Origin of the sequence: Methylobacterium sp. 174MFSha1.1 (assembly GCF_900116815.1) — a bacterium.
In the GTDB taxonomy this organism is placed as follows: domain Bacteria; phylum Pseudomonadota; class Alphaproteobacteria; order Rhizobiales; family Beijerinckiaceae; genus Methylobacterium.
On sequence record NZ_FPCB01000015.1, the window covers coordinates 151,643 to 165,800 of the forward strand.

Genomic DNA, 14,158 nt, shown 5'->3' on the forward strand with positions numbered 1-14,158 from the left:
GAGAGACACTATACGATTCCTTCCAGCACGCGCCCGACCTCGTCGAGGGTCGTCTCGCCGTCGAGCACCCGCGCCCGCGCGCAATCGGCGAGGGTCGTCATCCCGGCGGCCCGCGCCCGGGCGGTGAGCGTCTGCTCGTCGGCACGGTTGGCGATCAGCCCGCGCAGGTCGCCGTCCAGGGTCATGATCTCGGAGGCGACCATGCGGCCGCGATACCCGGTGCCGTTGCAGGACGGGCAGCCGCGGGCGCGCTTGAGGCTCAAGGGCGCGTCGGGCGGGATGCCGAGGCGCAGGCGCTCCTGCGGCGTCGCCGGGGCGGGCTCGGCGCAGGCGCCGCAGAGGCGCCGGACCAGGCGCTGGGCCACCACGCCGTTGAGGACCGCGGCGATCAGGTAGGGCTCGACGCCCATGTCCATCAGCCGGGTCACCGTGGCGGGGGCGGAATTGGTGTGGAGCGTCGAGATGACGAGGTGGCCGGTCAGCGCCGCCTGCACGGCGATGCGGGCGGTCTCGCCGTCGCGGATCTCGCCGACCATCACCACGTCCGGGTCCTGGCGCAGGATCGAGCGGAGCGCGGCGGCGAAGTCGAGGCCGATGCCGGGATGGGCCTGGACCTGGTTGACGCCGGCCATCCGGTACTCGACCGGATCCTCGACGGTGACGACCTTGAGGTGCGGGCCGTTGATCCGGCGGAGCGCGGCGTAGAGCGTCGTGGTCTTGCCCGATCCGGTCGGGCCGGTGACGAGGACGAGGCCGTTCGGCCGGCTCGTCATCGCGGCGATCTCGTCGATCGCCGCCGCGTCGAAGCCGAGGGCGGAGAAATCCTCGACCCGGCGCGAGCCGTCGAGGACGCGCAGCACCACGCTCTCGCCGTGCGCCGTCGGCAGGGTCGAGACGCGGATGTCGACGTCCTGGCCGCGGTCGGGGGCCTGCATGCGCCCGTCCTGGGGCAGGCGCCGCTCGGCGATGTTGAGGCCGGCCTGGATCTTGATGCGGGTGGTCAGCGCCAGCTGCACCGACTTCGCCAGCCGCTCGGATTCGACCAGCACGCCGTCCACGCGGTAGCGCACCCGCATGTCGGCCTCCTCCGCCTCCAGGTGGATGTCGGAGGCCGAGAGCTCGAAGGCCTTGCGCACGAGGCGCGCGGCGAGCCGCACGATCGGCGCCTGGCTCGCCACGTCGGCGAGGCGCGCGAGGTCGTCGTCGCCCCCCGCCTCGCCCTCCTCGGCGACGTCGCCGTAGACGGCGCGATGCGCCCGCTCGAAGCTGCCGGGCCCGAGGAGGCAGGGGGCGACCGCCCGGTCGAGGAGGTGCTCCAGCGCCCGCGTGGTCTCGCCGTCGAAGGGATCGACGAGCGCCACGACGAGGCGGTCGGGCTCGGCGGAGAGCGGCAGCACCCGGGCGCGGGCGCAGTAATCGGGCGAGAGGAGGTCGGGCAGGATCGGCTCGCCCGGCAGGTCCTCCTGGCGCAGGATCGGCAGGCCGGTCGCCTCCGAGAGCGCGGTGACCAAGGTCGTCTCGTGGACGAGGCCGAGCTCGGTGAGCAGCAGGGGCAGGGGGCGCCGGCCGGGCCCGTCGAGGGCGGCGAGCGCCCGCTCGTGGCCGGCGGCGTCGAGCACGTCGCTCTCGGCGAGCCGGTGGACGAAGGCGCGCAGGTCGTCGGTATCGCTGCGGGCGGCGTCGCGCCGGTCGGCCCGCGCCCGCCGCGGCCGGGTCTTGCCCGCCCAGATGCTCAGCATCGTCCTGACCCAGAGAAAGACGAGAGGAAGCCCGGCCGAACCGGTCGGCGCAGGGTAGCAGGGGCGCATTCTCGTGCGGCGTCCTTAAGCGGACGGAAATATCGCTGCGTTAGATGTCTCGGCGACGCCCGCCGCGCCCTGGCGGGCGCCGGAGCCGACCGGTCTTGCGCGCGCCATCCCTTCCGTCCCCGGCCCAGGGGCTGCTGTCGTCGGTCGGAGCCTCACTCCGGTCCGGCCTCGACGCCGCCTCGCACCTCCTCGGCCTGAGCGAGGTCCGCGCCGACCGCGAGCCGGCGCTCCTCACCCTGCGGCTCGGGGCGCCGGGCGAGACCGGCGTCGCGGTGATCGACCGGCGCGACGGGCAGGACCGGACCTATCGCCTCGATCTCCGGTCGGACGACCTCGCCGACCGGATCGCGGCGATCCGGGGCGGCCGGCCGGGGGCCCGCGCGAAGATCGTCGTCGATCCCGCCGCCTGCTTCATCCGCACCCTGGAACTGCCGGGGGCGGCCCTGCCGCGGATGCGCGCGGTGCTGGCCCAGGAGCTCGAGGCCGCGACCCCGTTCCGCGCCGACCAGGTCTTCTCCGACTGGTACGTCGAGGGCGAGCATGCGGCGACCCGCACCCTGCGGGTGCGCCACGTCGTGCTCAAGCGCGCCCGCCTCGCCCCCCTGCTGGAGGCCCTGGCGGGGGCGGGGATGAAGGCGAGCGTCGTCGCGGTCGGGCCGGCGGAGGACCGGACGATGCCGGTCGACCTCCTGTCGAGCGGACACCACGCCCTGCCGTCGCTGTTGCGCAGCGTCGGCAACCTCGTCCTCGTGGCGGCGACCGGCCTGTTCCTGCTCGGCGCCTTCCTCGGCCTGCGCCAGCACCAGGCGGCGACGCTCGCCGCCCTCGACGACGCCTTCGCCGTCGCCCGCCGGGCCGCGTCCTCCGGCCTGCCGCCGGCGGTCCAGGCGGGCGCCGCCGCGATCCTCGCCGAGCGCGGCCCCTCCCTGGTGCGGGCGTGGGATTCGGTCGCGGCGGCGCTGCCGGGCACGGTCTCGGCGGAGTCCCTGCGCCTCACGCCGGCCGGGCTCGAACTGACGCTCCTGGCTCCGCACGCGCCGACGGTGCTCGCGGCCCTGGCGCGGCTGCCGGGCTTCGGTGCCCCGGAGCTGCGCCAGGAGGCGCCGGCGGAGGGCGGCCAGCGCCTCGTCGTCGCGCTGCCGCGCCGCACCGGAGCCCGGCCGTGAGCCCGACCTTCTCCCTCGCCGGGCGGCCGCTGCTCCTCGGCCTCGCCGGACTGGTCTTCGTGGCCGCCCTCTCGCTCGGGCCGGTGCTCGACGCGCTTGGCGCCCAGGACGACATCGCGCTCGCCCGCGAGCGCCTCGCGCGGGCGCAAGCCGCCTCCGCCGGACCGCCGCCGGTGCCGCCCCTGTCGGCGGCGGACGAGGCCGGCCTCGTCGCCGCCTTCCGGACCCGCCTCGACGTGCTGGCGGCGGAGCGCGTCGCCGTGGTCGACGGGGCCGGGCTCCAGCCCGATCCGGCCCGCCCGACCCTGCCGCGCCTCACGGCCTCGCTGCGCGGCTCCGCGGAGGGCTTGCACGGGCTGCTCCAGGCGCTCGAGACGGGCGCCCCCCTGATCGTGCCGGAGGAGGCCGAGATCGGCATCGAGCGCCCGGCCGATCCGGAGATCGGGCGCGCCACCGTGATGCGCCTCACCCTCACGGTGCGCGGCGTGCTGCTGCCCGCCCCGGCCGTCAAGAACGATGCCGCCAAGAACGATGCCGCCAGGACCACACCGTAAGGACGCCTCGACCGTGGGACGGATCGGACCTCACCTGCGCGCGACCCTGGCGGCGACCGGGCGCGGGCCCCGTATCGCCTGCGCGGTCGCGGCCTGCACGATGCTCGCCGCCTTCGCCTGGCCTGTCGACGGGGGCCCGGCCCCCCTGCCGCCCCGCGCCGTCGCGGCGATGCCGCCGGCGGACGAGACCGCCTTGCAGCGCCCGCTCTTCGATCCCGGCCGGCGCCCCTGGACCGCCCGGGGTGCGCGCGACATCCTGGACGGCGACCCGCCGCGCCCGGTACTGACCGTGCGCGGCATCCTGCTCGACGGCGCGGCGGCGCGGGCGCTGATCGACGACGGCAGCGGCACCCAGGCCTGGCTCGCCCGCGGCGAGGGACGGGGCGACTGGCGCGTCACCGCGATCGGGCGCGACCAGGTCACCCTGGCCCAGGGCGGGCGCGCTTACGTCGCGACCTTCCTCGGCGCGCCGGCGACCCTGCGGCCGGTGGGCGCGAAGCCGGTGGCGGAGGCGGGGCGGGCGATGCGGCCGTGAGGTGGGATCCGGCGAGGACAGGTTAGACGCGCGATCGAACCCTCCCCCCTCTGCGGGGGAGGGTTGATCACGAGGCAGTTTTTCTCAAGAGCTTCAGTGCAGGGCGCCACCCGTCGGCCAAAGTCTCATCCCGACTTGCCGACATTCCAGGAAAGCTCCTCTCATACCAACGGCCCATGATGCTGACGCATCAATTCGATCTCGGGCAAGCCCGGATCGACAGGCCCATCGATCCATCTCGAATCTTCGATACCAAGCCCAGAAGTCCAGCACCTTGGGCTTGGCGAAAAATCGAGAACCGAACCGAAGGTCGTGTTCACCGACCGTTGGTATCAATCCAGCATCCGCCGCAGGATGCCCTGCGAGCCCTGATGCGCCGCCGGCAGGGGCGGGGGCGGCAGGACCGGGCGCACCGGCATCATCGCGCGGAACTGCTGGCGGAAATCCTCCGAGATGCGGTCGGCCTCGGCCGTGCCGCGGATCACCCGCGGGCGGATGAACACCAGGAGCTCGGTCCGGACCCGCTGGTCGACCCGGTTGCGGAAGGCCGCGCCGATCACCGGCAGGTCGCTCAGCACCGGCAGGTTTTCGTTGGTGATCTGCGCCTTCTCCTGCACCATGCCGCCGATGGCGAGGCTGTGCCCGTCGTTCACCGCGACGCTGGTCGCGACCCGGCGCTGGCGGATCGTCGGCGAGTCGATCGTCGAGGTCGTGGTCGGCACGACGTCGCTGACCTCCTGGTTGATGTCGAGCACGACGAGGCCGTTCTTGTTCACCCGCGGCGTGACCGAGAGGATCACGCCGGTATCCTTCATCTCGATCTGGTTGAGAATCGGCGCGCCGGCGGTGAGTGCGCTCTGGCCGGTCTGCTTGATGATCGGGACTTGGTCGCCGACCTGGAGCTTGGCGGTGCGGTTGTCGAGCACCGTGATGTTGGGCGACGAGATGACGTTGACGCGGGTCACGCCCTGAAGCGCGTTGAGCACCACGTTGAAGTCGGTCCCGGCGAGCAGGTAGTTGAAGCCCGGCACGCCGCGGATCGCCGAGGTGATCAGCCCCACGGTGCCGTTCGTCGTCGCCGCCTTGTCGGTGTCGGTGCTGGCGAGGTTGAAGCGGCTGCCGCGCTCCTTGAGGAACCACTGCACGCCGAAGGCGAGGCTGTCGTTGAGCGTCACCTCGGCGATGACCGTCTCGAGCAGCACCTGGGTCGGCATCGCGTCGAGGCGGCCGAGGATGCGCAGGATCTTGTCGTACTGGTTGCGGGTGGCCGAGATCACCAGGCTGTTGTTGGCATCGTCCGCGACGATGCCGATGGCGTCCCGCCGCATCCCGGCGCCGCCGCCCGAGAACCCCGAATCGAGCCCGCCGCCGTAGCCGCCGCCGTAAGCGCCCCCGCCGAGCATCCCGCCCCCGCCGGCCGTGGCGGTTCCGAGCCCGCCCGACGCGCCGAAGCCCGCCCCGCCGGCACCGGCATCGCCGCCCGAGGCCCAGCCGGACCCCGACGGGGAGGCGCCGCCCGCCGCGGAACCGCCGGCCGCACCCAGGGCACCGCCCCCGGCGGCTCCGGCGGTCGTGGAGCTCCCACTGAAGCCGCCGCTGCCCGATCCGCCGCCGAAGCCCCCCGCGCCGCCCAGGCCCCCGCCAGCGCCGACACCGCCCAAGCCGCCGCCAAGGCTGCCGCCATAGCCGCCGCCCATGGCGGCGTAGCTGCCGGAGGCGCTCGCGTAGCCGCCGCCGTAGCCGCCCATCCCCGACATGCCGTAGGCGCCGCCCATCTCCGCCATCACCACACCCTGGAGGACGGCGGCGAGTTCCTTCGCCGAGCGGTTCTGGATCCGGTAGACGAAGAGCTGGCGCTCGCGGTCGGCGGCGAGAGTCTCGAGCTGCGCCAGGAGCGCCCGGGCGCGGTCGAGATAGGCGGCGCGGGAGCTCACCACCAGGATCGCGTTCAGCGCCTCGTTGGGAACGAAGCGGATCACGTCGCCGGAGCCGGAGGTCTCGCCGCCGAAGATCTGGGTCAAGTCGCGGGCCAGAGCCACCGGGTTCGAACTGCGCACCGGCACCATCGCGGTCGACATGCCGCGCATCCAGTCGACGTCGAACACCGCGATGGTCTGGCGCAGCACCCGGATCTGGTTGGCGTCGCCGGAGAGGATCAGCAGGTTGCGCGCCCGGTCGGCCCGCAGCACCACCTCGCGCGGCGCCACCGCCCCCAGGATCGCCTGCATCTCGGCGGCCGAGATCCATCGCAGGGGCACCGCGACGGCGCCCGCCTCGGCGCCCACGCCCTGGACCGGGCGGAGGTCGGGGGCGCCGCCCGACGGCACGATCTGCACGCTGCGGCCGGAGCGGCGCAGGGACAGGCCCCGGCTCGCCAGCGCCGTCTCGAACATGTGCAGCAGCGCCTCGCGGCTCACCGCTCCGCCGGTCTGCAGCGTGATGGTGCCGGAGGCCCGCTCATCCAGGCTGTAGCCCCAGCCCAGCGTGTCGGCGAAGACCGCCTTGGCGGCCACCGGCAGCGGCACCTCGACGAGGTTGAGGCTCACCGGTCCGCCGGCGATCGGTTCCCGGGCCGGGGCCTCGCCGCCGATCAGCCGGTCGTCGCCGCGCAGGACCAGGGCGCCGGTGTCGCGGGCGCCGGCATATCCTGGACCGGCTTGCCCGATCGGTTCCGCGGCGCGGGCGATCGGCGCGGAGCCGCAGGCGAGCGCCAGGGCGAGGACAGGCGCACCTCTGATCATCTCCCCGCCGTCCCCATCACCTGCTTGCCGATGCGGCGAACGTTAGGGGAGTTATGGTTAATGCGGAGTTGAAGGGACCGCGGCGGCCGGTTTCCGGCAAGGCCTGCGCGCTGAAGTTGCAGCCTCGGCACGCCGCATGCCGGAGCGATCCTGCGCCCGAGGGGCATCCCGGCACCACGTCAGCAAGAAACGCCCAACAAGATCCGGATCGCGCAACCGGGACTACGACCGGATCACACCGTCCGGATCCGGCACCGGATTGTCGATCCTGAGCGCTCGACTGTCGGACGGCGCCGGCCCATCATCCGATACGGCCCGCGCGACCGGCGGATGACGGGCATGACGACGCCTCGTTCGACGGCCGCGGAGCCGTCATTTGCTCGCGACGTCGGCCTGGTCGCCGGCGCCGCCGGCCTTGCCGTCGGCGCCGAGGCTGTAGATCTCGAACGGGGTGCCGGCGGTCCCGGGGGAACGGTAGAGGTAGGCGTGGCCCCACGGATCGGTGAGGCCGCGGGCGTCGCGCACGTAGGGGCCGCGCCAGCCCGGGCCGGTCGGCTGGACCAGGGCCTGCAGGCCCTGCTGGGAGGTCGGGTAGGCGCCGAGGTCGAGGTAGTACAGCTCGACCGCCTGGGCGATGTTCTTGACCTGGATGCGTGCCGTCTCGCCCTTGGCGCGGCCGAGATAACCCAGCACCTGCGGCGTCACCATGGTGGCGATCATGCCGATGATCGCCAGGACGACGAGCAGTTCGACCAGGGAGAAGCCGGCCTGACGGTTCTGCCGGTGGTGGAGCCCGGTCTCGCGCGGCGCGCCGCGATCCGGTTGCGTTGTGATGAGCATCGTGCGGCCTCGGTGGGAATGGACGATCGTGCGCGAGGGTGCCGTCTCTTCGTAAAGAAGCCCTCACTGCCGGTGCTGACGGAGCGGCGGCGCGCCGCCCAAACCGGGATTTGTTGTCCAAAGTCGGGATTTGTTATCCAATTCCGGACAGGATCAGGGCTCGCGACCGCGGGGCCTTGGGGCAGGGGCGTTCGGGCGAGGATTGTTTTCCAGATCAGGGCAGGGGAGACGCATGAACCGCTCAGCCGGACACGCGGCCCGCGCGGGTGGACGCCGCCGGCGCGGTCGAAGGATCGCCGGTCTGGCAGTCGCGGGGCTCGCGCTCGCGAGCGTCCTCGGCGGCGGGGCGCTGGCCGCCGAGCCGCTGACGGTGCCGCTGCCGGCGCCGTTCCCGCCGGTCCGGGTGCTGACGCTGCTCGTCGCCCTGCATCTCCTCGGCCTGTCCTTCGGCCTCGGCGGCGCCACGATGCTCGACTTCTGGATCCTGCGCTGGATGCGCTGGGGCAGCCTGCCGGGCGAGATCGCCCGGATCTTCCTGTTCATCAGCAAGGTCGTCTCGGTCGGCCTCGGCCTGCTCTGGCTCTCGGGGCTCGGCTTCCTCGCCGTCTACGCGCTGGAATCGCCGGAGAAGTTCGACAACCCGAAGCTCTGGGCCAAGATCGTGGTGGTGCTGGCGCTCACCATCAACGGCCTCGTCATCCACGCCGTCGTACTGCCGGGCGTGCTGCGCGACATCGGCCGGCCGATGCTCGACGGCGTGTCGGGCATGCGCACCGGCATCTTCCTGGTCTCCGGCGCGGTCTCCGGCGTGTCCTGGTACACCGCCTTCGCCCTCGGGCTGATGCGCGAGTTGAACGGCCGGGTCCCCGCCGGCCTGCTCCTCGCCCTGTGGGTCGCCGGCGTCCTGGCGGCCTCGCTGGGAGCCTATTTCTACTGGCTGCACCTGCGCGAGTGGAGCGTGCGGCAGGTCACCGGGGTCACGAAGGGACAGGCCTCGAAGGGACAGACCTCCGGCGGACAGGCCTCGACGCCGGCACGGGCCGCGCCAGCGGACCCTGCGCCGATGCCCGCACCGGCGGACGTCCCGGCCCGACCCGCGCTCCGCCTCGGCGGGGCCAGGGGCACGCTGGCGGAAACCGCGGCAGCGCTCGCATTGCCGGCGATCGGTCTCGCCGAACCCGCTTCACGCCCGGCCGAACCGGGCACTCCCGCAAGCCCGCCGCCGCCCGTCGCGCTGCCGCCCGCGGAGCCGGCCCGTCCCACCCCGGTCGGCCCGGCCCGGATCCCCGCCGACCGGATCCTCGCCCTCCCGCCGGCGGCGGCCCGGGCGCGTCCCGCCGGGCGGGCGTGATGTCGGCCGCCCTCCTCGCCGGCGCGGTGCTGCCCGCCCTGCTGCCGCTGCCGCTGACCCTGTCGGCGAGCCTGATCGACCTGCGCCGCCGCATCATCCCGGACGCGCTCAATCTCGCGCTCCTGATGCTCGGCCTCGGCCTCGCCGGCTGGCGGGACGGGGCGGCGGGGATTTGCTTCGGCCTCGCGCAGGCCGGCCTCGCCTACGGGCTGTTCTGGACCTTGCGCGCCCTGCACGCCCGGGCGAGCGGCCGGGTCGGGCTCGGCCTCGGCGACGTCAAGTTCATCGCCGCCGCCACCGCCTGGACCGGGCTCGTCGGCCTGCCGGTGCTGGTCCTGGCCGCCAGCCTGTCGGCGTTGGCGGCGGTCGGCCTGCTGGCGCTGGCCGGGCGGACGGTCGGGCGCGAGACCGCCCTGCCGTTCGGGCCGTTCCTGGCGCTCGGACTCCACGCGGCCCTCCTGATCGGGCCGGCCGGCTGATGGACGGGAACGGGGGGCGAGGGAGCGTCGACAAAGCGGGCTTGTCCCAGGCGGGCTTCACGCTCGTCGAGATGCTGGTGACGATGGCGATCATGGGGCTCGCCGCCGGGGTGGCGTTCCAGTCCCTCGGCCCCGGCGCCCTCGACCGGCGCACCCTGTTCGTCTCCGAGACCCTCGCGGCCGAGATCGGCCGCCTGCGGGCCGAGGCGATCCGCACCGGCCAGGCCGGGCGTCTCGCCTTCGAGCCGCAGGCGCGGCTCTTCACCAGTTCCCGTCCGGGCGCGCCGCCGATCCCGGTCGGCGGCCTCGCGGTGGCGGTCGAACCCGGCCCGGTCGGCCGGCCGGTGCCGGGCGAGGTGCGGCTCCTGCCCGACGGCAGCTCGACCGGCGGGCGGATCCTGCTCGCCGGGGGCGGGACGCGCCGGGCCCTGTCGGTGAGCGCGCTCACCGGCCGGGTGCGGCGGGAGGACGGGCCATGACGGGGCTGACGAGGGCGCGGCTCCGGCACACGACCCGGCGCGCCGACCCGCGCGACGAGGACGGCTTCACCACCGTCGAGGTGCTGGTGGCGTTCGGCATCGCCGCCGCCGCGACGGTCATGGCGTTCCAGATCGCCGGCACGGCGGCCGCGGCGGTCCGGCGCATCGAGGCGAGCCGCGTCGCCGCCGACGAGGCGGAAGGCGTCGTCCTGCGCCGCCTCGCCGCGGGTCCGCTGCGGCCGGGCCTCGTCCGGGGGGCGTTCTCGGACGGCACCCCCTATGCCCTCGCGGTCACCGACCTGCGCCCGGCCCTCGGGCTCGGCCGCGTGCCGCCGCTCTGGCAGATCCGGGTGATCGCGGCCTCGGGCGCGCCGATCTACGCCACGCTGATCCCGGAGAAGAAGGAATGACCCGGGACGGTGACGCGCGGCAGGCCGGGTTCACCCTGGTCGAGACCCTGGTCTGCCTCGCGCTGGCCGGGCTCGTCGGGGTGCTGCTGCTCAACGCCGTGCGGATCGCCGGCGGCGCCTCGGCCGCGGCGGCGCGGGCGGCGGGGGCCGAGGAGGTGCAGTCGGTCCGCGACCACCTGCGGCGCACCCTCGGCAGCCTGGCCCAGCGCCGCCCCGACGGCCGCCGGCCGACCCTGCGCGGCGGACCGGACGGGCTCACGGCGGCGCTCGCCCCCGACCAGACCCTCGAACGCCCGACCGAGATCGCGATGACGCTGGCGGCGATGCCCGCCGGGGGCACCTTCGACCTCCTGGAGAGCCGCAGCGAAGCCGCGGCGCTACCGGGGCAGCCGCCGGCCCCGCCGAGCCGCGAGGCGATCCTCGGGCGGATCGCGGCCCTGAGCCTGCGCTACTACGGCGTCCCCGCCGACGGCACGCCGCCGCTCTGGCTGCAGGCCTGGTCGCGGCCGGACCGGCCGCCGCTCCTCGTCGAGATCCAGGTCGCCTTTCCTCCCGCGGACAGCCGCCGATGGCCCCCCCTCCTGATCGCCCTCGACGCCGGCCCGTGAGCGCTTCAAATGAGAGCGCCTCCGGCGAGGCCGGCTTCGTGCTCCTGTCGGTGCTGGCGATCTTCATCGTCGTCGGCGCGGTGCTGGCGGCAGCGATCCTGCAGGTGCGCTCCGCCACCGGCCTCGCCCAGGCCCGGGCCGAGGCGGTGCGGCTTCAGGGCGCGGCGGACGGGATCGCCCGCCTGATCGCCTACGAGCTCGACCTCGGGCGGACCTACCGCCGGTCCGGCACCGGCCTGCCGCAGGACGGCACCGTCACCGCCTGCCTGCTGGCGCCGGGGCGCACCGCCTCCCTGTCGCTCCAGGACCAGGGCACCCTGATCGACCTCAACACCACGCCGCGCCCGGCGATGGAGGAGGCCTTCCGGCTCCTCGGCGTGGCGGACCGGGACGCGCTGACGCTGTCGGCCGAGATCGTCGACTACCGCGACCCCGACGACACGCCGGAGCCGGGCGGCGGCGCGGAGCTGCCGCAATACCGCGCCCGGGGCCTGCCCTGGGGGCCGCGCAACGCGCCCTTCGCCAGCATCGACGAGATCGACCGCCTGCCCTCGATGACGCCCGCCATCGCCGCACGCCTGCGGCCGGTGCTGACGGTCTACAACGAGACCGGCCGCTTCGACCTCGCCGCCCTGGTGCGCCGGGCGAACCCGTCGGCGATCCGCTCCCTGCCGGGCTCCGCCGGCCCGGTGCCGTCGCAGCGCCAAGTCTTTCGCCTCTCGGTCGTCGTCGAGGAGGGCCGCGCCCGTGCCGGGCGCGCCGCGATCGTCAATCTCGGCGGCGGCGGCTTCCTCGTCTGGCAGCAGACCGTCGCGCCGGATCTCGTCGGGGGCGCCCTCCATCCCGCCTGCGCGCAGGTGGCGGCGGCCCTCGCGGAGAGTCCTTAGACCGTCGCGCGGCGCGATCCGGGCCGCCTCAAAGGTCCGCGCCGTCGTATCCGAGGGGAAGCCGACGCCGAAGACCGCCACCTCTTCAAGATCGCGCAGGATCTACCGGGCGGCGACACGAGTTGAGCTTGAGGCATGGTATAAAACGACCTCGGAGACGAAGGGAGCTCGGTGCGATGACGGAGGCCAGGGCGGTTCCCCGATGCCCGGACGTGGTGCTGTCGGATTTCGGAAGCTTCTTCGAGGAGCAGCGCCGGCGCCGCGAGGCCGCCGCCGTGCCGGAACCGGCGGACGAGGCGCCGCTCTCGGCGGAGGACGCGCAGCGCGTGGCGCTCCTGCGCGACATCGCCGCCGAGGTGCTGGAGGCGGCCGGCAGCCAGCTCGAGCCCCACGGGGTGCTGATCGAGCGCGGGCCGTCCCTGCGGGGCCGGCCCGACTTCGAGCAGGCCTACACCCAGTTCATGCTGATCAACCGGCACAGCGGCCAAGCCTCGGACGTCTACGTGATGAGCATCACGGATTCGGGCTACTTCCTCGCCAGCGCCTGCGACCCCCGCCTCGACCACGACCATTTCGACCGGCAGGTCACCCATTGCGCCGCCAGCGCCCTGACCTGCGACGTCGTCGCCCGGGTGATGAAGGACGCGATCCTGCACGTCGTGTGACCCAAGTGGGATGGGGAAGGCGGAACCGGGAGGGCGCGACCGGGCGGCGGCGCCCTTAACCTCTCCTTAGGTTTTGTTCCAGCGCGGCAGCACAAAAAAGTCGGCTACAAATCCCTCTTGACCATCCCTCGCAGCAGGGGCAGCATAGTCCTCGTCGAGACGAACTCGAGGAGGTAGCCATGAATTCTCAAGGTTGCAGCCCTCACGCGACACATACCGATGCCGGTGATCAGGAAACTCCACCGGACTCCTATCGACAGGGATAGTGGCTTCAGGGCGGGCTGAATACGGTATGGGGCCGAGACGGCCATCGCAATCGTGCCGTGCGAACACACCCGCACCCTGAAACGTGGACCCTGCCCCTTAAGGCTCGTCGGTGCGCCGGCGGGCCTTCGTCGTTTCAGGGCCGCCGCTTGGCGGCGAGGTCTGCCGCGCCCGAGTCGCTCCTCGACCGGACGCGCCGACAGCCAGCCCGAGTTGGCGACCGAAGTGATACGCTTTCCGGAAGATTCCTTCCGGAAAGCGTATCGCGAGCCCGCGCGGCGACTGAGCGAAGCCGATTTCCGCATCGCGAAGCGATCAATCGGAAATCGTATGAAACCCTCCGGGTCATCCCGGGGCCGCGCAGGAACCCGGGATCCGTAACCGCCAACGGTTCAGGATGAAGTGGGACGCGTCGAGCCGAATTCTACTCCGTCAGCGGTGATGGATCCCGGGTTCTCGGCTCCGCCGAGCCCCGGGATGGCACCGAGAGATGTCGGCCGTGGTGCCCGATCGAAAGGCGCTGGCGGTCAAACAGGGTTCGAGAGCCACGAAGCTTCCGCAACCTCACGGTTCGACCGCGGCAGCATCGCCCAGCGACAATAGGCCCGCCATCCAATTTCTCACTCCGCGACCGGAGCCCGGTGCCAGGGCGCAGCGCGGAATTTTTACCTGCCGTTAAGTTTTCAACTCACCGAAAAGATCGAGCGCAGCGGGTCGTAAATCCCTCTTGACCATCCCCCGTGACAGGAGCAGCATAGTCCCTGTCGAGACGAGTTCGAGGAGGTCGCCATGAGATCTCAAGGTTGCAGCCCTCACGCGACAAGTACCGATGCCGGTGACCAGGACACGCCACCGGACTGTTATCGACAGGGATAGTGGCTTCAGGGCGGGCTGAATACGGTACGGGGCCGAGACGGCCATCGCAACCGTGCCGTGCGAACACACCCGCACCCTGAAACGTGGACCCTGCCTCCTCAAGGCTCGTCGGTGCGCCGGCGGGCCTTTGTCATGTGCGGGTTCTCGTTTCGTGACGGTCCGCACCGTGGTAGGGCCGTCCGCAGGAGGACCCCCATGACGTCTGACCGTTTCCGCCGCGGCAGCGACCCGCGCCAAGCGGCCGAGGCCGCGTTCCGGGCCGTGACCCGCAAGGTGCCGGAGGGCGCAGGCCCCGCGCCAAAGGCCGCTCCGAAAGCCGCCGTGCCGGGCGTGCGCGAGACCGTGTCCCTGCGCCTCGACCGCGACGTGCTCGAGCATTTCCAAGAGGACGGGCCGGGCTGGCAGGAGCGCATCAACGCCGCCCTGCGCAAGGCGGCCGGTCTCTAGATGCGGCTGAGGCTCGCAGGCCTCCTGCTGCTGCTGGCTGCCCCGGCG

General features: G+C 73.3%; 14 protein-coding genes. 11 read left to right on the forward strand and 3 right to left on the reverse strand.

Going from position 1 to position 14,158, the window contains the following annotated elements; all coding sequences use genetic code 11:
- Positions 1-8: 8 nt before the first annotated feature.
- The gene (locus BM430_RS14505) at positions 9-1,739 is read right to left on the reverse strand and encodes a GspE/PulE family protein (protein ID WP_093567962.1); all 1,731 of its coding nucleotides are present in this window, start codon (positions 1,737-1,739) and stop codon (positions 9-11) included.
- A 164-nt stretch (positions 1,740-1,903) separates the two neighbouring features.
- On the opposite strand from BM430_RS14505, the gene BM430_RS34705 reads away from it, so the two are divergent.
- The 3 genes from BM430_RS34705 to BM430_RS14520 are packed head-to-tail and all read left to right on the forward strand — an operon-like array spanning position 1,904 to position 4,063.
- Positions 1,904-2,974 (forward strand): hypothetical protein, encoded by a 1,071-nt coding sequence (locus tag BM430_RS34705; protein WP_093567963.1) that lies wholly within the window; start codon positions 1,904-1,906, stop codon positions 2,972-2,974.
- Complete coding sequence (locus tag BM430_RS34710; RefSeq protein ID WP_093567964.1) at positions 2,971-3,528, forward strand: GspMb/PilO family protein; 558 nt, start codon at positions 2,971-2,973, stop codon at positions 3,526-3,528. The genes BM430_RS34705 and BM430_RS34710 overlap by 4 nt, the downstream gene beginning before the upstream one ends.
- 13 nt (positions 3,529-3,541) lie before the next feature.
- Positions 3,542-4,063 (forward strand): hypothetical protein, encoded by a 522-nt coding sequence (locus BM430_RS14520; protein WP_093567965.1) that lies wholly within the window; start codon positions 3,542-3,544, stop codon positions 4,061-4,063.
- 332 nt (positions 4,064-4,395) lie between these two features.
- Here BM430_RS14520 and gspD read toward each other — a convergent pair whose 3' ends face one another.
- Together gspD and gspG are read right to left on the reverse strand one after the other, a co-directional pair.
- Positions 4,396-6,804 carry a type II secretion system secretin GspD gene (gene gspD, locus BM430_RS14525; RefSeq protein WP_093567966.1) on the reverse strand — a complete coding sequence of 803 codons (2,409 nt, stop codon included), beginning with the start codon at positions 6,802-6,804 and terminating at the stop codon, positions 4,396-4,398.
- A gap of 372 nt (positions 6,805-7,176) precedes the next feature.
- A complete protein-coding gene (gene gspG / locus BM430_RS14530) occupies positions 7,177-7,644 on the reverse strand; it encodes a type II secretion system major pseudopilin GspG (RefSeq protein WP_093567967.1) in 468 nt (155 codons plus the stop codon).
- Positions 7,645-7,876: 232 nt separating this feature from the next.
- Here gspG and BM430_RS35265 point away from each other — a divergent pair, with 232 nt between their 5' ends.
- The 8 genes from BM430_RS35265 (at position 7,877) to BM430_RS14575 (ending at position 14,110) form a co-directional block, all read left to right on the forward strand.
- Entirely contained in the window at positions 7,877-8,995 is a 1,119-nt protein-coding gene (locus BM430_RS35265) for a hypothetical protein (protein ID WP_244539500.1), read from the forward strand.
- Positions 8,995-9,474, forward strand: a complete 480-nt coding sequence (locus BM430_RS14540) for a prepilin peptidase (RefSeq protein WP_093567968.1) — start codon at positions 8,995-8,997, stop codon at positions 9,472-9,474. The genes BM430_RS35265 and BM430_RS14540 overlap by 1 nt, the downstream gene beginning before the upstream one ends.
- A 41-nt stretch (positions 9,475-9,515) precedes the next feature.
- The gene (locus BM430_RS14545; RefSeq protein WP_244539494.1) at positions 9,516-9,953 is read left to right on the forward strand and encodes a prepilin-type N-terminal cleavage/methylation domain-containing protein; all 438 of its coding nucleotides are present in this window, start codon (positions 9,516-9,518) and stop codon (positions 9,951-9,953) included.
- A complete protein-coding gene (locus tag BM430_RS14550) occupies positions 9,950-10,363 on the forward strand; it encodes a PulJ/GspJ family protein (protein ID WP_093567970.1) in 414 nt (137 codons plus the stop codon). Before BM430_RS14545 ends, BM430_RS14550 begins: the two co-directional genes overlap by 4 nt.
- Positions 10,360-10,971 (forward strand): prepilin-type N-terminal cleavage/methylation domain-containing protein, encoded by a 612-nt coding sequence (locus tag BM430_RS14555; protein WP_093567971.1) that lies wholly within the window; start codon positions 10,360-10,362, stop codon positions 10,969-10,971. The genes BM430_RS14550 and BM430_RS14555 overlap by 4 nt, the downstream gene beginning before the upstream one ends.
- Positions 10,968-11,858 carry a type II secretion system minor pseudopilin gene (locus BM430_RS14560; RefSeq protein WP_244539495.1) on the forward strand — a complete coding sequence of 297 codons (891 nt, stop codon included), beginning with the start codon at positions 10,968-10,970 and terminating at the stop codon, positions 11,856-11,858. The genes BM430_RS14555 and BM430_RS14560 overlap by 4 nt, the downstream gene beginning before the upstream one ends.
- A 176-nt stretch (positions 11,859-12,034) precedes the next feature.
- Positions 12,035-12,523: a hypothetical protein gene (locus BM430_RS14565; protein ID WP_093567973.1), complete on the forward strand. Its 489-nt coding sequence runs from the start codon at positions 12,035-12,037 to the stop codon at positions 12,521-12,523.
- A gap of 1,335 nt (positions 12,524-13,858) precedes the next feature.
- The gene (locus BM430_RS14575) at positions 13,859-14,110 is read left to right on the forward strand and encodes a BrnA antitoxin family protein (RefSeq protein ID WP_093567975.1); all 252 of its coding nucleotides are present in this window, start codon (positions 13,859-13,861) and stop codon (positions 14,108-14,110) included.
- The last annotated feature ends 48 nt before the right edge of the window (positions 14,111-14,158 follow it).

What these genes read in the sequence shown, in the direction of transcription:
- BM430_RS14505 (WP_093567962.1), bottom strand. Translation starts at nt 1,739, where the DNA reads ATGCTGAGCATCTGGGCGGGCAAGACCCGGCCGCGGCGGGCGCGGGCC.
- BM430_RS14565 (WP_093567973.1), top strand. Translation starts at nt 12,035, where the DNA reads ATGACGGAGGCCAGGGCGGTTCCCCGATGCCCGGACGTGGTGCTGTCG.
- gspD (WP_093567966.1), bottom strand. Translation starts at nt 6,804, where the DNA reads ATGATCAGAGGTGCGCCTGTCCTCGCCCTGGCGCTCGCCTGCGGCTCC.
- gspG (WP_093567967.1), bottom strand. Translation starts at nt 7,644, where the DNA reads ATGCTCATCACAACGCAACCGGATCGCGGCGCGCCGCGCGAGACCGGG.
- BM430_RS14555 (WP_093567971.1), top strand. Translation starts at nt 10,360, where the DNA reads ATGACCCGGGACGGTGACGCGCGGCAGGCCGGGTTCACCCTGGTCGAG.
- BM430_RS35265 (WP_244539500.1), top strand. Translation starts at nt 7,877, where the DNA reads ATGAACCGCTCAGCCGGACACGCGGCCCGCGCGGGTGGACGCCGCCGG.
- BM430_RS14575 (WP_093567975.1), top strand. Translation starts at nt 13,859, where the DNA reads ATGACGTCTGACCGTTTCCGCCGCGGCAGCGACCCGCGCCAAGCGGCC.
- BM430_RS14540 (WP_093567968.1), top strand. Translation starts at nt 8,995, where the DNA reads ATGTCGGCCGCCCTCCTCGCCGGCGCGGTGCTGCCCGCCCTGCTGCCG.
- BM430_RS14550 (WP_093567970.1), top strand. Translation starts at nt 9,950, where the DNA reads ATGACGGGGCTGACGAGGGCGCGGCTCCGGCACACGACCCGGCGCGCC.